The organism is Klenkia sp. AC732, from assembly GCF_979256525.1.
Genome location: NZ_CEEDOS010000053.1, coordinates 8,169 through 24,558, shown reverse-complemented (window position 1 = coordinate 24,558; position 16,390 = coordinate 8,169). Strand labels below are relative to the sequence as shown.

Genomic DNA, 16,390 nt, shown 5'->3' with positions numbered 1-16,390 from the left:
GTGGGTGGCGTCGCCGGTGGTGTGGACGGCGCCCGCGGGGGTGCTGCCGGCGAGGGGCCACCGGTCCTGGGGGCGGCGGGGGCGCCGGGACCGCCCGGCGCGGCGGGCGCGCCCGGCGCCCCCCGCTGCAGCAGGGCGGTGATCTGCTCCGCGCTGGGCACGGCGGCGTTCTTGGGACCCGACCACCGTTCGGCGGTGGTGAGTGCAGAGGCCTCCTCGGCCAGCGTGTTCTCCAGCGGGCGCATCACCTCGGAGAGCGAGCGCTGGGTGAACTCCTCGCTGGCCGCGGCCAGCCCCGCCCCGTGGTCGGGCTCGATGGGGACCGGGTAGCCCATGTAGCCCGAGACGTAGGTGGTGCGCTCGCTGAGCACCGAGGTGCGCCGGCTGTCGAACTCCTCCAGCAGCGTGGTCATCTTCTGCTGCGCCTGGTCGATGGCCGTGGCGACGCGGTCCAGGACCGCGGCGTTGTCGGTGGCGACCACCGACCAGCGCTCCAGGCTCGACATCGCACCGGCGACGTGGACGAAGAACGCGTCGGAGGCGTCGGACTCCCAGGTGTCCCGGACCGGCATCGCCTGGGAACGCAGCGTCGACTGCACGCTGTCCAGCAGGGTGGCCGCGTTGGCCCACATCTGCGACGCCGCCCGCGCGGCGCCGTCGTCGAGCTGGCTCAGCGCGACCGCGTGTTCCTCGATCTGCTGGTTCTCGACGGCCGGCATGCCCTCGGGGACGGGCGTGGGCTCGACGACGTAGGGCCCGAAGGGGCCCATCGGCCCCGGGCCGAACTCACTCTCGGGCACGGTGCCCCCGTCCCGAGGGCAGGGGGGTCACTCGTCGTCGGGCTGCGGGGCGGTGTAGTCGTCCCCGGTCTCGGCGTCGGCGCCCATCTGCTCGAGGGTGCCGTTGGGGTCCAGGCCCTCCAGGTCGTAGTTCCGGTCGACGGTGTAGGTGTCGCCGGTGTCCCCGTACTCGACGGTCTGCTCGCCGGCGCGGGGGTCGGCCTCGTCGGTCGGGGCGTCCTGGTCGGGGGACAGGTCGGTGGGCTCGGGGAGCTCGAGGGTCTCGACCATGCCGTCGATGACGGCCTGGTCCTCGGCGGTCACCTCGGCCTGCTCGGCTGCCGCGGCGTCCATCTGCTGGCGCAGCGACGGGCCGCCCGCCGGGGGCGCGAACGCAGAGCTCACCTGCTGCATGGTGGCCGACTGGGTGCTGTCGGAGTCGACGTAGTTCAGCGCGATGGTGCTGGACCCGGCGCTGAAGGCGGCGAGCCCCACCCCGACGTCCTGGGCGAAGGCCATCAGCTGCTGCACCCGGTCACCGTGCGTGCCGGCCAGGTGTGCCGAGGACTGGGTGCCCGCGCCGACGCCGGAGGCCAGCTGCATCAGTGAGCCGATGCCGCTGGCGACGTTGGCGTTGAACGCCGCGGCCTCGGCGCCGGTCTGTGCCGAGAAGGTCTTGAGCACGTCCGGCTCGACCCGCACGCCCATGCCCTGGGCCTGGGTGAACAGGTCGTGGGAGTTCTCCGGGTCGGCGGGCTTGAGCCAACCGGGGGTCGCAGGACCCCCGCCACCGTCATGGACTGCGGGCACTGGTTCCTCCTCGACGCGGGACGCAGGTCGCAAGGGATGCTAACGAGCAGGGGGTTCCCAGGCCAGCTGTACGAGCCGGGTGCCCTCGCGTCGGGTGACCAGGAACCCCCGTCCGGGGGGCAGCGGCTGTGGTTTGACGTTGCCCACGAGGGCGCCCTCGTCCTTGGCCCCGGACATGACCACGCCCGGCGTGGACAGCTCCCGCAGGCGCATCAGCAGCGGCTCGTAGAGGGCCCGGCCGGCACCACCGGAGCGGCGGGTGACCAGCAGGTGCAGACCCACGTCGCGGGCCTGGGCCAGGTACTCGACCAGCGGCAGGAGCGGGTTGGGCTGCCCCGCGGCCACGAGGTCGTAGTCGTCGACCAGCACGTAGAGCTCGGGGCCCCGCCACCACGACCGGTCGCGCAGCTGCTCGGAGGTGACGTCGGGTCCCGGCAGGCGGCCGGCCATCACCCCGGCCACCTCGGTGACCATGTCGCGGGCCTGGTTCGCGCTGCTGGCGTACCCGATCAGGTGGTCTCCCTCGACCGACCCCAGCAGGCTGCGCCGGTAGTCCAGGACCAGCATCTTGGCGCCGGTGACCGGGTCGCACTGCTCCCGCAGCCGGCGGGCGAAGGTGCGTAGGAACGAGCTCTTCCCGGACTCGGCGTCGCCGAACACGACCAGGTGCGAGTCGCCGGACAGGTCCAGGTGCACCGTGCCCAGGTCGGCCTCCGCGATGCCCACGGCGAAGCCCCGCTCGGGGACGGCGCGCAGGTCGGCGTGGGTGACCACCGGCGGGAGCAGTCGGACGGCGGGGGCGGTCGGCCCCTGCCACGCGGCGGCGATGCGGCCGACGGTGGCCTCCACGCCCTCGGCCAGGTCCTCGGTCTCCTGCACGCCGTCGACCCGGGGGAGGGCGCCGAGCACGTGCATCTTGTCCGCGGTGATCCCGCGCCCGGGGGTGCCGGCCGGGACGTTCACCGCGGTGCGCCGGTCCAGCATGGAGTCCCCTGGCTCGCCCAGCCGCAGCTCCACCCGGGTGGCGAACTGGTCGCGGATCGCCGGGCGCAGGTCCATCCACCGGGAGGCCCCGACGACCACGTGCACGCCGTAGGACAGGCCCCGGGTGGTGAGGTCGGTGACCGCCGCCTCCAGGTCCTCGAACTCGTTGCGCAGGGTGAGCCAGCCGTCCACGACGAGGAACACGTCGCCGAACGGGTCGCCCTGGACCTGCCCGGCGCGCAGCCGGCGCCGGTAGGTCGCCATGCCGTCGATGCCCTCGCGGGCGAAGCGGTTCTCCCGCTCGACGACCAGGACCTGCAGCTCGGCGACGGTGCGGCGGATGACGTCGACGTCCCGGCGCCCGGCGACCGAGCCCACGTGCGGCAGGCCGCGCAGGGAGGACAGCGAGCCGCCGCCGAAGTCCAGGCAGTAGAACTGCACCTCCTGCGGGGTGCAGGTGAGCGCCAGGCTGGTCACCAGGGAGCGCAGCAGCGTGGACTTCCCGCTCTGCGGACCGCCGACGACGACGGCGTGCCCGCCGCCCCCCGCGAGGTCCAGGACCAGCGGGTCACGCCGCTGGTCCAGCGGGCGGTCCACGAGCCCGACGGAGGCCTGCAGGCGGCCCCACAGCTCCGGGTTGTCGACGGTCAGCCCGCGGCGCTCGTCCACCGTGAGCCGGGGCAGCAGCTGGTCCAGCGTCGGCGGCTCCTTGAGCGGGGGCAGCCAGACCGGGTGGGCCGGCGTCCCGGCGCCGTCGAGCCGGTCGACCAGCACGTCCAGCAGGCTCTCGCCGACCTGCTCGTCGGCGTCCTCGGCGGGCGGGCCGGCCTCGACGTCCTCGACGGTGACCGGGGGGGCCAGGTACTGGGTGTCGTACTCCAGCACGGTCGCGCCGCCGGCGCCGGTGCCCTCGGCGCGCCGGGCTCCCGAGCGGGTGTGCGTCCCGGAGACGTAGGCCGCGCGGAAGCGCTCGAGCGGGTCGGTGCCGAACTTGACGTAGCCGTGCCCCGGGGCGCGGGGGAGCTCGAAGGCGTCCGGGGAGGCCAGCACCACGCGGCTCTCCATCGCCGAGTTGGTGCGCAGCCCGATCCGGTAGGACAGGTGGGTGTCCAGGCCGCGCAGCCGGCCCTCCTCCAGGCGCTGGCTGGCCAGCAGCAGGTGCACGCCCAGCGAGCGGCCCACCCGACCGATCTGGACGAACATGTCGATGAAGTCGGGCTTGGCGCTGAGCAGCTCGCTGAACTCGTCGCAGACGATGAGCAGGCTGGGCAGCGGGGCCAGGGGGACGCCGGAGGCGCGGGCGCGCTCGTAGTCCCGGACCGAGGAGTAGTTGCCGGCCGACCGGAGCAGTTCCTGGCGGCGCAGCAGCTCGCCGTTGATCGCGTCGGTCATCCGGTCGACCAGAGGCAGCTCGTCGGCCAGGTTGGTGATGACCGCGCTGGTGTGCGGGAGCCGGTCGAGCTTGGTGAAGGTCGCACCGCCCTTGAAGTCCACCAGCACGAAGTTCAGCGTCTCGGAGTCGTGGGTGGCCGCCAGGGCGAGCACCAGCGTGCGCAGCAGCTCGGACTTGCCGGAACCGGTGGCGCCGACGAGCAGGCCGTGCGGGCCCATGCCGTCCTGGGCGGACTCCTTGATGTCCAGCTCGATGGGCTGCCCGTCGGGGCCCACCCCGATCGGCACGCGCAGCCGGTCCCGGTTGGGCCGCGGTGCCCAGCCCTGGGCGACGTCGAACTCGTAGGGGTCGGAGATGTCGAGCAGGTCGGCCAGGCCCATGGCGACGTTCATCGCCTTCTCCCCACGCGGACCGGTCGACAGCCGGAAGGGGGCCAGTTGGCGGGCCAGCGCCTCGGTCTGGGCGACCCCGAGGGAGTCCGCCCGCCCGACCGGTGCCTCGCCGTCCAGGGTGCGGCTGAGCACCGCACCGTCGGTGGCGACCTCGAGCACCAGGGTGGCCCGGTCCAGCAACCGCGGCGGCGGGTTCGTCAGGTCCAGCACCGTGACGCCCTCGACGCCGCCCTCGGTCATCAGGTGACTGGACCCGGTGGTCTCCCCGCCGTCCAGGACGACGACGAGGTGCGGGCCGGTGACGCCCGCCGAGGGCCCCGACGGGTCGAACCGGGGCCGGCTGGCCAGCAGGTCCTCCAGCAGCGCCTCCAGCGCGGGCACCGTCGGGGTGAGCAGGCGCAGCTTGCCCAGGGCGTCGGAGCGCTCGGGGTGCAGGGCGTGCGGCAGCCAGCGGGTCCACTCCCAGTCGGTGCGCTGCTCGGGGCCGGCGACCACGGCCACCAGGACGTCGTCGGGGGCGTGGTGCACGGCCAGCTGGGCGAGCACGGCCCGGGCCAGACCGCGGGTGCGTTCGACGTCCCCGCGCAGGTGGACGCGGCCGAACCCGTTGGCCGCCATGGCGACGGGCAGCTCCGGAACGGTGGACCAGGTGCGGACGAACCGGCGCAGCGCGGCCGCGGCCATCGGTTCGAGCTCGTCGAGGGGGCGGGTCTGCGGCGGGACGATCGGGGTGGCCAGCGTCTGCGGCCCCAGCCCGATCCGGACGACCCCGAAGTCGGCGTGCTCGCGGCGTCTCTCCCACAGCCGGTGGCTGGCCGCCGTCGTCCACAGCTGGGCCGGGTCGGGGTGCCGGTAGAGCATCGCGGTGCGCTGCTCGGCCGCGGTGCGGCGGACCCGACGGCGGTGCAGGGCCAGGTGCCGCATGTACTGCCGGCGGGCCTCGGCCATCTCCTTCTTGCCCGGACCACCGCCACCGTTCATGACGGTCATCGCGACCATGCCCAGCGCCGACACGCCGAGCATGCCCCCGGCCAGGTAGGACAGCGGGCCGCCGCGGCCCTGCGTGAACATCAGCGACATGGCCCCGGCGCCGGCCAGCATCGGCAGCACCATGAGCATCTGCTGCCAGCGGCGGCCGCCCGGTCCGGGGAGCTCGGGAGGTGGCTCGACGACGACCTCGCCGGAGGGCAGCTCGGGCGCGTCCCGCCGCGGTCGGCGGCGGATGACGACGGTGCTCACGCTGGTGACCTCCTGGTCGTGCCCGCACCGCGGGGAGGGGGGCGCGCCCGTATCGTATGGGCGCTCCACCCGACGGGGCCCCCGACCCGGGGCCCGCCGACCCAGGGAGACCACCCGTGCGAGCCCCCCGTCTGTCGACCGCCGTGGCGGTCGCCGCCGCCCTCGTGCTCGCCGGCTGCGGCGGCGGGGGGGAGGACGCCACCGCCGGGTCGGCGTCGCCGACGTCGTCCTCGGCCGCCCCGGGCACGGAGGACGCCGAGGCGACGACGGAGCAGCCGACCGCGCAGCCGACCGCACAGCCCACCGGCCCGGTCCTCGAGGTGCCCGCCGAGTTCGGCGGGGTGCAGCTGCCGCTGCCCGAGGGTGCGGTGGTCGGCAGCGAGGAGACGACGGGCGGTGTGTACCGGGTCCAGCTGACCGGGGTGGACGGCCCCACGGCCTTCTCCTTCTACGAGACCGCGCTCCCGGCAGCCGGCTTCACGGTCGGCCTGGCCGACGAGGCCTCCGGCACCCTCGACGCGGAGGACACCGACGGCGTCACGGTCACCCTGTCCGCGGCCTTCGGCCAGGTGTCGCTCGGCGTGCGCGCGTGACCCGGTCGCGCGTCGGACCGGTCCTGGCCGCCCTGGCGGCCGGCGCGGTGCTGCTGACCGGCTGCGGGGGTGGGGACGACCCCGCCGCTCCCGCGGCGACGGGTCCCGCGCCGGCCGCCACGCCGTCCTCCGCCGCCCAGACCGGCGGGGACTCCGCCGGGGCCCTCGCGGTCCCCGCGGAGTACGGGCTCCCCGAGCTGACCGTGCCGGCCGACGCCCGGGTCGTGGACTACGAGACCGGTGGCGGCCTGGCCTTCGAGGTGCTCCAGGTCGACCAGACCGAGGTGCTGGACGCCCTGCAGCAGCAGCTGGAGGCCGCGGGCTTCCAGGTCGTGCGCAGCGAGGGCGACGCCGACCTGGCCCTCTCCTCGCTGCAGGCCAGCAAGGAGGGGGCCGGCCGGGTGCAGGTGACCTCCTCGAGCGCGGACGCGCTCACCGTCCTGGTGGACCCGCCGGCATGACCAGGGCCGTCGGGACCGGGCTGACCCGGGTCACCGTCGCGGCGCCGCGGCGTCGGGTCGACGTCGCACTGCCGGACTCCGTGCCGGTCGCCGAGCTCCTGCCCGGGCTGCTGCGCGCGGCCGGCGAGGAGCTGGCCGACGAGGGTCAGGTGCACGGCGGCTGGGTGCTGCGCCGCGCGCAGGGCGGGTCGGTCGACCCGGGCCGTTCCCTGTCGTCCCAGGAGCTGCGCGACGGCGAGGTGCTCCACCTGGTGCCGCGCGAGCAGGACTGGCCCGAGCTGGACTACGACGACGTCGTCGACGCCATCGCCGAGGGTGCCCGGGCGCACAGCCGCAGCTGGGCCGGGCCGGACACCCGTCGCGCGGGGCTGACGGTGGCCGTCGGGGCCGTGCTCGTCGCCCTGGGCCTGGTCTTCTCCACCGGCCCCACCGAGGGCTGGACGGTCCCGGGCCTGGTCTCGCTGGGCATCGGACTGCTGCTCGTCGTGCTGGCGGCCGGCGCGGCACGTGGCTTCGGCGACACCACCACCGGCACCGTCCTGGGGCTGCTCGCGCTGCCGGCGGCGGGACTGGGCGGGCTGGTCGTGGGGTTGGGCGACCTGGGGTTGGACCAGCTCGCGCCGACCCAGGTGCTGGCCGGGGCCGTCGCGCTCCTGGTGGCCGCGGGCGCGGCCTACGCCGGGGTGGGCGACCGCACCCAGTACGGCGTCGGCGGTGTGGTCGTGGGCCTGCTCGGCCTGGTGGGCGGGCTGGTCGCCCAGGCCGACTCCATGGACGCCGTCGACACCGCGGCGGTGCTGGTGGCGCTCGTGCTCGCCCTCACCCCGCTGGTCCCGCTGCTGTCCATCCGGTTGGGCCGCCTCCCGGTCCCGGTGCTGCCCACCACGGCCGAGGAACTGGTCTCGGACCCACCGCCGGTCCCGCGGTCCCGGGTGGAGGCCCGGGTGCGCCGCTCCGACGAGCTCCTGACCGGGATGCTCGGAGGTGGCGCCGTGGTCGCCGTGCTCGCCGCGGTCGTGCTGGTGCTCTCGGCCCGGACGTCGGCCCTGGTGCTGGTCGCCCTGGTCGCGGGGGTGTCCCTGTTGCGCACCCGGCTGTTCCCGGCCCTGCGCCACCGGCTGCCGCTGGCGACGTCCGGCGGACTGTGCCTGGTCCTGCTCGGGCTGGCCTGCCTGGCGCTGGAGCCCGGCCAACGGCTGGCGGTCGCCGTCCCGGTGCTCGTCGCCCTGGGCCTGGTGGGGCTGGCCGCCGGCCGCTCCTACGCCCAGCGCACGCCGGGGCCCTACATCGGGCGGCTGGCCGACGTGTTCGACGTGCTGCTGGTGCTGGCGGTCGTCCCCACCGTGTGCGTCGTCGTCGGGCTGTACGGCTACCTCCGCGGCCTCTACGGCTGACCGGGCGACGACGTGGCGAGCAGGCGTGACCTCTACCAGAGCTACCAGTCCTCGGTCCGCCGCCTGGTGGCCGGCGTCGTGCTCCGCGAGGCCGACCCGGCGCAGTCGCCGCTGCGCCGGATGGGCGGAGCGGTCTTCGGCAGCGTGATGGTCGCGGTGCTGAGCCTCGCGGTCGCCGGCCTGATCGGCGTGTTGTCCCCGGGCGGCAACACCACCTGGCAGGACGCCGGCGCCGTGGTCGTCGAGGAGGGCACCGGTGCGCGCTTCGCGTGGCTCGCCGACGAGGACGGCGTCTACCACCTGCACCCGGTCACCAACCTGGCCACCGCGGCACTGCTGATGGGCACGACCGAGATCGTCGAGGTGTCCCCCGAGTCGCTGGCCGGTGCGCCGCGCGGGGTGCGGCTGGGCATCCCGGGCGCGCCGGACTCCCTGCCGGCCCCCGACCGCCTGCTCGGCGCCCCGTGGACGCTGTGCAGCGCCGCGCCCCTGCCCGGCTCGGGCTCTCTGGTCCCGGACACGGTGCTCGTCGTCGGGCGGTCCGCGGACTCCGGGGACCCGGTCGGCGGCGAGGCCGCGGTGCTGGTCCGGGTCGTGCAGGACGGGTCGCTGCACCTGGTGCTGGGCGGCCGGCAGTACCCGGTGCCGCAGGAGGACGCCGTCCTGGAGGGCCTGAGCCTGCGCGGGGCCAACGAGGTGCAGGTGGGGGCCGCGTGGCTGGACGCGCTGCCCCAGGGGCGGGCCCTCGTCCCCGAGCCGGCCGAGGGCCGCGGGGAGCCCTCCGCCGTGCTGCCCGAGACCCGGGTCGGCGAGGTCCGCTACGTCGACGGCGGCGCCGGGCGGCAGTGGTACCAGGTCACCCGGACGGGGATCCAGGAGATCACCCCGGTGCAGGCGGACCTGCTGCTGGCCGACCCCGCGGTGCGGGACACCGCCTACGCGGGACGGGAGCCCGAGGCCCTGGCGCTGCCCGCGGCCGTGGCCAACTCCCTGGAGCGCACCGTGGCCCCGGAGCCCACCCCGCTGGACCCGCCGGCGCAGGCGCCCTCGGCGGCCGAGGTGGCGGGCCCGGACAGCTCGGTCTGCGCCTCCTTCGACGGTGACTCCGGACTGCCCACGGTCAGCGTGCAGGCCGTGGTGGACGAGGGGGACTCCGTCGTCGACAGCGGGGGGACGACGGCCGAGGGCACCGTGCTGGCCGACCGGGTCGTCGTCCAGCCCGGCGCCGGGGCCCTGGTCTCGGCCCGCGGCGCCGACGGCGCGGTCGACGGCACGCTGTACCTGGTCACCGACGAGGGCGTCCGGTACCTGGTCCCCAGCCCCGAGGTGCAGGCGGTGCTGGGTTACGGCGAGGTGCAGCCGGTGGTGCTGCCCAGCTCGCTGGTCGCCCGCGTGCTGGCGGGCCCGGCGCTGGACCAGGACGACGCCCGGCTGCCCGCCGGGCGAGGGTGACGTCCGGGGTGACGGCGGGGTGCCCGGTGTCCGTCGTCCTGGTGAACCGTCCGGTCCGGGGTCGCCAACCGGCGCCGGGCGCGTTAGGTTCGCCGGGCTAAGGGGCGCCACAGGCGTCTGCGGACGACCCGGTCTCGGCCGGGCGACGATGAGAGGTGGGATCGCATGCCCCAGGGCACAACGACCAGCACCACCCAGATGGCGCAGTTCGCCAGCTCGGCCACGGACATCTCCAGCCAGCTGACGGGCATGCTGACCACTCTGCTGAACCAGCTCGCTCCCCTCGAGGCGTACTGGCAGGGTCGCGGGGGTTCGTCCTTCGGCCAGACCAAGGCCACCGTGCAGACCGAGCTGGACCGGCTCAACCGGGCCCTGAACGGGATCGCCTCGGACATCAACACCGCGAGCGCCAACTACTCGACGGCCGATGACGAGCAGCAGTCCCAGATGAGCAACGTCAACAGCGCGACGACGGGCATCACCAGCTCGTTGACCCTGAGCTGAGCGGAGGAGCAGACATGAGTGGTGGAGACGGCGTCTACCAGACCAGCTGGGCCATGCAGACCGAGGCCGCGAGCAGCGTGAGCACCGCCATCGGCACGATGGACTCGCAGCTGAGTGACCTCAACACGCAGGTGAACAACCTCATCGGCACCTGGGACTCCGACGCGCGCGAGGCCTACCTCGCCCGTCAGACCCAGTGGAACGGTGCGGGCGACAGCATCAAGACCGCGCTGCAGCAGTTCGTCACCGGGCTGAACAGCTCGGCGGACACGGCGTCCTCGACCGAGTCGCGCAACGTGGGTGTCGTCAGCGGCTGACCGCCGACGCACGTCGCAGAGCCCCCATCCGCCACGGCGGGTGGGGGCTCTCGTCGTCCCGGGGGGTCAGCGGTAGAGCGCGTCCCCCGACAGGAACTCCGGCGGGTGGTCCGGTCGCACGGGCACCGGCGTGCGCCCGGCCCGCCACCGACGGCGCCGGGCCCGGGGCAGCAGCGCGGCGACCAGCACGGCGACGGCCAGCAGGGCGGCCGCACCGGCCAGCACCAGCCCGGACCGGTCGGCGGCGTCCGCGCGGGCGGTGGCCAGTGTCTCGGCGGCGGGGTCCGGGGGCGGGGTCTGCACGGCGCCGGGCAGCCGCGGCCCGTCCGCGGCGCGGGACTCGGCCAGCGCGCGCACCGGGTCCAGCACCCCGGCCCCGTAGCGCAGCGAGTCGCTGCTGCCCGTGGCCGTGCCGGTGATCCGGTCGCTCAGCGCCGCGACCCGCTCGGAGCCGGTCGCCGGGAGCGGCTCGGCCCGATCGGCGTCGGGCAGGGCCACGAGCAGTGCCGCGGTGGCCGCCACGAACGCGGTGGCGATCGCGCTGCCCTGGTAGACGTGCTGCCCGCCGATGCCGGTGGACAGCACGTCCTGGCCGGGGGCGAGCAGGTCGACGTAGTCGCCGACCTGCGAGGTCTGCACACGCCCACCGAAGCGGTCGGCGGCACCCACCCCCAGGACGCCGTCGTAGGCGGCGGGGTACGAGGTGAGACGGGTGGCCCCCGCGCCGTCACGGTCGCGGTCGTGCGCGTCCCCCACCGGGGCGACCACCAGGACGCCGGCGGTGACCGCCCGGGCCACGGCGGCGGCCAGCTCGGGGTCGTCGGCGTAGCTGACCACGCCCACCGCCACGACCTGGGCCCCCTCGGCGACGGCGGTGTCGATGCCGGCCGCGATGAGCGTGGTCGACACCGGCTCGCCGCCGTTGTCGACGCGGGGCTCGTCGGTCACCTGGACCGGCAGCACCCTCGCCTGCGGCGCGAGGCCGACGAAGCCGGTCTCGGGCACCTCCTGGGCGACGACGACACCGGCCAGCCCGGTGCCGTGCGGGCTGCAGTCCGTCGTCGCGTCCGGGACGCTGCGGACCAGGTCGAACCCGGGGTCCACGCGGTCGGCCAGCTGCGGGTGGGAGGCGTCCACCCCGGTGTCCAGCACCGCGACCGTCACGCCGGCGCCGCGGCTCAGTGGCCACAGGCGTTCCTGCGGGTCGTACCCGGTCTGTGCGCGGGGGACGTCCTCGACCACCTGGTCCACCGGTGGCGGGGTCTCGCAGACCTCGGCCGCCGAGGCCGCCGTCGGCACGGCCAGCACGGCGGCGCCGACCAGTGCGGCACACGACAGGGACACCCACCGGGACATCAGCCCGCACCCCCGATCGTGTGCACCCCGGCCCTCGGCCCCTGCCGTGGACACCTCGGGACAGTATGGTCGGGGCCGCCAGTGCCGCCCGTCCTCCACCCAGGGAGCTGACCGTGGACCCGAGGAACGCCGCTCTGCAGGAGCAGGCCGAGGGCCTGCGCGCGGACTTCCAACGGATGCTGACCGAGGGTCCCGAGGCCGCGGCCCGGGCCCGGCAGATCACGGTCACGCGCAAGTCGCGGGACGGCCTGGTGTCGGTGACGGTGGGACCGCGGGGCGACCTGGTGACCCTGGACATCGACCCGCGGGTCTTCCGTCGTCCCGACAGCCGGGCACTGGCCGACACGATCGTGGAGACCGTGCAGGCTGCCGCGGCCGAGGCCGAGGAGATGGTGGTGGAGACCATGTCCTCGGTCCTGCCGCGCGAGGCCGTGGAGGCCCAGCTCAGCGGGGACCTCGAGGGCTACCTGGACCAGATGACCGACCGCATGACCGGGAGAGGCTGACACCGTGGCAGAAGACAGCGTGTACGTGGACCCGCAGCAGGCGTCCAACGGACTGGCCCAGTGGGACGCCGGTTCGGCTCCCCTCAGGTCGGGGTGGACCGAGACCGTGGCCGCCATCCGGGCGCTGAACACCCCGGCGACCTGGGGGAGTGACGGCCCGGGCGAGGAGTTCGCCGGCGGGTACACCGAGGGCGCCGACCAGTTCCTCACCGTCGGTGGTGAGGTGGTGGACCAGGTGGTGCAGCTCGGGGTGGACTCCCGGACCGCCGTCGAGCGGTCCATCGCCAGCGACGAGGTCCAGGCCGGGCACGTGACCGTGGAGGTCGAGGGACTGCCCTGACGGGCGCGCTCAGTCGTCGAAGACGACTTCGGGCAGGGGCCCGCGCAGGGTCAGCAGTGTGCTGATGGCGGTGTCCACGTCGACCCCGGCTCGGTAGAAGGCGCCACCGGTCGTGGCGAGCACCCAGCCGGCCTCGGCCATCACCAGCTCCGCGTCAGGAGTGCGCCCGATCAGGCAGACGCGCTGGCCGTAGACCTCGGTGAGTGCGTCGACCAGGGTGCCCTGCCAGCGGTGCGCCGGCACCGGTGCCAGCTGGACCGGGGTGCGCAGGGGGGCCTCCAGGACCAGCCCCCCGAACTCGGCGAGCGCGGCCCGGGCCGCTGCGTGGAGCACCAGGGGTGGGTCCAGGTCGGGCACGACGGCCATCTCGGCGGCGAAGGCGTCGAGGACCTCGTCGTCCAGGCGCCGGCCCGGGAACCAGCCGGCGGTCTCCAGCACGGCCTGCACGTAGGGCGGGAAGCGGTCCTCGGGGGTGGACCGGGACCACCGCGACTCGATCTCGGCCAGCGGCCAGGCGGGCCAGGAGTCGACGGTGTCGTCCGCGTTGAGGAGCAGGCGCAGGCCGTCACCGGTCGCGGGGTCGTCGGTGGGCTCCCGGGTGACCCACCCCAGCCAGCCGCCGTCGATCCGGCGGAGCCCGACAGCGGCGCCGTCCCAGCCGTTGTAGGCAGCCCACGAGGTCAACCGTGCCCGTGCGGCGTCGTCCTCGCGCACCCGTCCTCCTCGCATCGGCCCGGTGCGACCGTAGCCGACCCGGCAGGTGGCCACGGCGGCCACGACACCCGGTCGGGTGACTGCGCGCGCTGGCCCATCCGGCCGACCGGGTGACAGACTCGGCTGGCGGGTCGCGCCGGGGTGTCCGGGCCGGAGACGACGAGCGGGGGTGGCGTGGGGGACGTCGGGAAGGCCTGGGGTGAGTCGTTCCCCGGATGGGCCGACTCCCTGATCTCCTTCCTCGTCGCCGGCCAGAACTGGCCGGAGGGCTCCGAGACCGCGCTCTGGCAGCTGTCCGAGCACTACGGCGAACTGCAGAGCCAGCTCAGTGAGGCCATCGCCGCCGAGAGCGGCGCCGCCGCGACCCTGCTGGCCGGCTGGGACGCCCCCGCCGCACAGGTGTTCCGCCAGATCCAGGACGACCTCCTCGCCGCGCCGGACAAGGGCCTGCAGGTCCTGCTGACCAACGCGAACGCCTACGCCCAGCAGACGGACTCCTTCGCGCGGGAGACGCAGTACTCCAAGATCTCCATCAACGTGGCGTTCTGGATCGCCATCGCGGCCCTCTTCGCCTCCGTGTTGATGGCCTTCTTCACCTTCGGTGCCTCGCTCGGGGCGGCCGGGGGCATCATCGCGGGCCTACGGGCCGCGATCAGCCAGATCATCTCCAAGCTCGTGCAGATCGCCGGACGGCGGTTCGCCACCCAGGCCGCGATGAAGGCCGCAGCCCGCCAGGTCGGCGTCACCGCAGCCCGATCGGTGACGACGGCCGCCGGCCGCCGGGCCCTGGCCACCCACGTGGGCAAGGAGGTGGCCGAGGAGGTCGCCGAAGAGGTCTTCATCGACGCGGTGACCCAGCTGGACCAGTTCCGCCGCGGCACCCGCACCGAGTGGGACGGCAAGAAGACCGCAGCCTCGGCCATGGGCGGTGCGGCCGGCGGTCTGGCCGGGGTGCCGGTCGGCGCGGGTGTGAGCCGGGCGGCGACCGGCTTGAACCGACGCTCGGGTCTGTCCCGTGCCGTGACCCGGACCGACGTCGACGGTGCGCAGCTGCCGGGACTGCGGAACTCGGCGGCGCGTTGGCCCTCGACCGCGGCCCAGGCGGCCGTCACCAACGCGATCATCTCCCCAGCCGCGTCCTACCTGGCCAACGGCACCGTCTACGGGGACTGGACCATGTCGCTGAGCGAGCTGGCCACCTCCATGGCCGGTTCCGCGGCAGCGGGCGTCGGGCGTGCCGGGATGGTCAGCCCGTTCAGCCCCGACGTCGCCGCCGCCGTGGTCAACCCGTCCGCCGCCGTGGCGGGCGCAGCCCAGACGGGACCGGCCCTGGCACAGGCGCTGGCCGACAACGCCTCACCCCAGGGTGCGGCCGCGCTGCAGGACGCGGGCCTGCTGCCCGGCGGGGCCGCAGCGGCCGGTGGCGCGACGGCGGGGAGCCCTCCGGTCGTCGTGGACGCGTCCGCGGGCGCGGCCCAGGGCCCGGGCACGCCCAGCAGCGGCGGTGCCCCGGCGGCAGCCGGCGCTGGGTCTCCCTCGGGCGCTGGTGCCTCATCGGCCGGCGGTGCTGCTCCGGCCTCGGCTGCCTCCTCCGGCGCTGCCGAGGGTGGGTCCGCGGCCGGGGCGCCGGCCGGGGCGCCGGCCGGGGCTCCTGCGGGGTCGAGCGCCTCGCCGGCTGCCGGCACCGCGGCCGGTACGGGCACCGCTGCGCAGACCGGGTCCGCGCCTGCCTCGGCCGGCGCTGCTTCGACGGGAGCCCCGGCGGCCGCCGGCCCGTCGTCGGCGGCTGGTGCGCCGGCCGGGGCCGCTGCGTCCTCGTCGGGTCCCGCGGCCGGGGCGCCTGCGGCCTCGCCGGGCGCCGGTCCGTCGGTGGCGGGGACGACGGCCCCGTCGGGTGGGACTCCGGCGTCGGGTGGGACTTCGGCGTCGGCGGGGACTGCAGCCTCGACGGGGGCCCCGGCCTCGACGGGGACCACGGCCTCGACCGGGACCACGGCGTCGACGGGGACTGCGGCAGCGTCGGCCGGGACTGCCGGGGTGTCGGCTGGGACCGCGGGCCCGTCGTCGTCCGGGCCTGCGGGCGGCCTGGGCGCCACCGCGTCGTCGGGGACAGCGGCCTCGTCGGGGACAGCGGCCTCGTCGGGGACTACGGCCTCGTCGGGGACTACGGCCTCGTCGGGGCCTGCGGCCTCGGCGGGGACCTCTGCGTCGACGGGGGCCACCGCCGCGACCGGGACATCGGGGTCGACCGGGACTGCGGCAGCGTCGGCCGGGACTGCCGGGGCGTCGGCTGGGACCGCGGGCCCGTCGTCGTCCGGGCCTGCGGCCGGCCCGGGCGCCACCGCGTCGGCGGGGACCGCGGCCACGGGCGCACCGGCGACGGGCACCCCGGCTCCTGCCGGCACATCGCCCGCGTCGCCGACACCGTCGACCGAGGCTGCTCCCACGACCCCGGCCGCACCGGTCTCCGCTGGAACCTCGGCACCGGTGGTCGCTGCCTCGCCCTCGTCGGGGGCCTCGGCCGGAGCCACGGCGACCGCCGCTGCGACGCCCACGCCCGCCTCGGCACCCGTCGGTGCGACGTCCCCCGCGGTGCCGGGGACGTCAGCGGCCGGTGCGCCGGGCGCCACCGCATCGCCGACGTCTGCGACCCCTCCTGCGGCACCGGCCGCACCGGCCTCGCCCGCGACCTCGACGACCTCGGTGACCGGTCCCTCTGCCGGGACACCCACGACGGCTGAGCCCGCGCCGTCGGCCCCCGTGCCTTCGTCCTCCGCGACGTCGGCCCCCGTGCCGTCGTCCTCCGCGCCGTCGGCCCCCGTGCCGTCGTCCTCCGCGCCGTCGGCCCCCGTGCCGTCGTCCTCCGCGCCGTCGGCCCCCGTCCCGTCGTCCTCCGCGACGTCGGCCCCCGTCCCGTCGTCCTCCGCGCCGTCGGCCCCCGTCCCGTCGACCTCCGCGCCGTCGTCCTCTGCACCGGCACAGTCGGCTGACACGACGCCGTCGCCCGTGGCTGGGCCCGCGTCCTCGGCCGGTGCGGTGTCGACCACGCCAGTCCCTGCCCCGACCGGCAGCCCGAGCACGGCGACGACAGGCACCACGTCGGCGTCCTCCGTGGCCGGACCGTCGACCGCGTCCCCGGCCCCGCCGGCCGGGTCC

At 75.8% G+C, this 16,390-nt stretch carries 14 protein-coding genes and 2 pseudogenes; 9 read left to right on the top strand and 7 right to left on the bottom strand.

Features of this window, described 5'->3' with window-relative positions:
• The 3 genes from AC0IVP_RS19685 to eccCa form a co-directional block, all read right to left on the bottom strand.
• Positions 1-800: WXG100 family type VII secretion target (locus AC0IVP_RS19685; RefSeq protein WP_471758784.1), on the bottom strand; the 800-nt coding region annotated here is incomplete at its 3' end.
• Between the two features lie 27 nt (positions 801-827).
• Positions 828-1,589 carry a hypothetical protein gene (locus tag AC0IVP_RS19680; RefSeq protein WP_471758782.1) on the bottom strand — a complete coding sequence of 254 codons (762 nt, stop codon included), beginning with the start codon at positions 1,587-1,589 and terminating at the stop codon, positions 828-830.
• Between the two features lie 39 nt (positions 1,590-1,628).
• On the bottom strand, positions 1,629-5,597 hold the full coding sequence (eccCa, locus tag AC0IVP_RS19675) for a type VII secretion protein EccCa (RefSeq protein WP_056289817.1): 3,969 nt from the start codon (positions 5,595-5,597) through the stop codon (positions 1,629-1,631).
• 116 nt (positions 5,598-5,713) lie between these two features.
• On the opposite strand from eccCa, the gene AC0IVP_RS19670 reads away from it, so the two are divergent.
• The 6 genes from AC0IVP_RS19670 to AC0IVP_RS19645 all read left to right on the top strand — a co-directional run bounded on the left by AC0IVP_RS19670 (position 5,714) and on the right by AC0IVP_RS19645 (position 10,318).
• Entirely contained in the window at positions 5,714-6,190 is a 477-nt protein-coding gene (locus AC0IVP_RS19670) for a hypothetical protein (protein WP_471758780.1), read from the top strand.
• Positions 6,187-6,651: a hypothetical protein gene (locus AC0IVP_RS19665; RefSeq protein ID WP_056289814.1), complete on the top strand. Its 465-nt coding sequence runs from the start codon at positions 6,187-6,189 to the stop codon at positions 6,649-6,651. The genes AC0IVP_RS19670 and AC0IVP_RS19665 overlap by 4 nt, the downstream gene beginning before the upstream one ends.
• Positions 6,648-8,045 carry a type VII secretion integral membrane protein EccD gene (gene eccD, locus AC0IVP_RS19660; RefSeq protein ID WP_056289811.1) on the top strand — a complete coding sequence of 466 codons (1,398 nt, stop codon included), beginning with the start codon at positions 6,648-6,650 and terminating at the stop codon, positions 8,043-8,045. The genes AC0IVP_RS19665 and eccD overlap by 4 nt, the downstream gene beginning before the upstream one ends.
• 12 nt (positions 8,046-8,057) lie before the next feature.
• Complete coding sequence (gene eccB / locus AC0IVP_RS19655) at positions 8,058-9,497, top strand: type VII secretion protein EccB (protein WP_471758778.1); 1,440 nt, start codon at positions 8,058-8,060, stop codon at positions 9,495-9,497.
• Between the two features lie 165 nt (positions 9,498-9,662).
• Positions 9,663-10,001 (top strand): WXG100 family type VII secretion target, encoded by a 339-nt coding sequence (locus AC0IVP_RS19650; protein WP_056289804.1) that lies wholly within the window; start codon positions 9,663-9,665, stop codon positions 9,999-10,001.
• Positions 10,002-10,015: 14 nt separating this feature from the next.
• The gene (locus AC0IVP_RS19645) at positions 10,016-10,318 is read left to right on the top strand and encodes a WXG100 family type VII secretion target (protein WP_056289801.1); all 303 of its coding nucleotides are present in this window, start codon (positions 10,016-10,018) and stop codon (positions 10,316-10,318) included.
• A gap of 66 nt (positions 10,319-10,384) precedes the next feature.
• On the opposite strand, the gene AC0IVP_RS19640 is transcribed toward AC0IVP_RS19645, so the two are convergent.
• Positions 10,385-11,674: a S8 family serine peptidase gene (locus AC0IVP_RS19640; RefSeq protein WP_471758776.1), complete on the bottom strand. Its 1,290-nt coding sequence runs from the start codon at positions 11,672-11,674 to the stop codon at positions 10,385-10,387.
• Between the two features lie 113 nt (positions 11,675-11,787).
• Here AC0IVP_RS19640 and AC0IVP_RS19635 point away from each other — a divergent pair, with 113 nt between their 5' ends.
• Both AC0IVP_RS19635 and AC0IVP_RS19630 read left to right on the top strand, forming a co-directional pair.
• Positions 11,788-12,180: a YbaB/EbfC family nucleoid-associated protein gene (locus AC0IVP_RS19635; RefSeq protein ID WP_056289794.1), complete on the top strand. Its 393-nt coding sequence runs from the start codon at positions 11,788-11,790 to the stop codon at positions 12,178-12,180.
• Between the two features lie 4 nt (positions 12,181-12,184).
• Positions 12,185-12,520, top strand: a complete 336-nt coding sequence (locus AC0IVP_RS19630) for a hypothetical protein (protein ID WP_471758774.1) — start codon at positions 12,185-12,187, stop codon at positions 12,518-12,520.
• Positions 12,521-12,529: 9 nt separating this feature from the next.
• Here the strand turns inward: AC0IVP_RS19630 and AC0IVP_RS19625 are convergent, their stop codons facing one another.
• Positions 12,530-13,234, bottom strand: coding sequence for an SUKH-3 domain-containing protein (locus tag AC0IVP_RS19625; protein ID WP_471758772.1), 705 nt, complete (start codon positions 13,232-13,234; stop codon positions 12,530-12,532).
• Positions 13,235-13,375: 141 nt separating this feature from the next.
• Here AC0IVP_RS19625 and AC0IVP_RS19620 point away from each other — a divergent pair.
• Positions 13,376-13,786 (top strand): annotated as a pseudogene (locus AC0IVP_RS19620) (WXG100-like domain-containing protein); the annotation flags it as partial.
• On the opposite strand, the gene AC0IVP_RS19615 reads toward AC0IVP_RS19620, so the two are convergent.
• Together AC0IVP_RS19615 and AC0IVP_RS19610 are read right to left on the bottom strand one after the other, a co-directional pair.
• Positions 13,711-14,358, bottom strand: a complete 648-nt coding sequence (locus AC0IVP_RS19615) for a hypothetical protein (RefSeq protein WP_056289785.1) — start codon at positions 14,356-14,358, stop codon at positions 13,711-13,713. The pseudogene AC0IVP_RS19620 and the gene AC0IVP_RS19615 overlap by 76 nt on opposite strands.
• A 36-nt stretch (positions 14,359-14,394) precedes the next feature.
• Positions 14,395-16,390, bottom strand: a pseudogene (locus tag AC0IVP_RS19610) (hypothetical protein); the annotation flags it as partial.

Coding starts and splice junctions, on each gene's coding strand:
- eccD (WP_056289811.1), top strand. CDS start 6,648: ATGACCAGGGCCGTCGGGACCGGGCTGACCCGGGTCACCGTCGCGGCG.
- AC0IVP_RS19615 (WP_056289785.1), bottom strand. CDS start 14,358: ATGATCGCGTTGGTGACGGCCGCCTGGGCCGCGGTCGAGGGCCAACGC.
- AC0IVP_RS19650 (WP_056289804.1), top strand. CDS start 9,663: ATGCCCCAGGGCACAACGACCAGCACCACCCAGATGGCGCAGTTCGCC.
- AC0IVP_RS19645 (WP_056289801.1), top strand. CDS start 10,016: ATGAGTGGTGGAGACGGCGTCTACCAGACCAGCTGGGCCATGCAGACC.
- AC0IVP_RS19640 (WP_471758776.1), bottom strand. CDS start 11,674: ATGTCCCGGTGGGTGTCCCTGTCGTGTGCCGCACTGGTCGGCGCCGCC.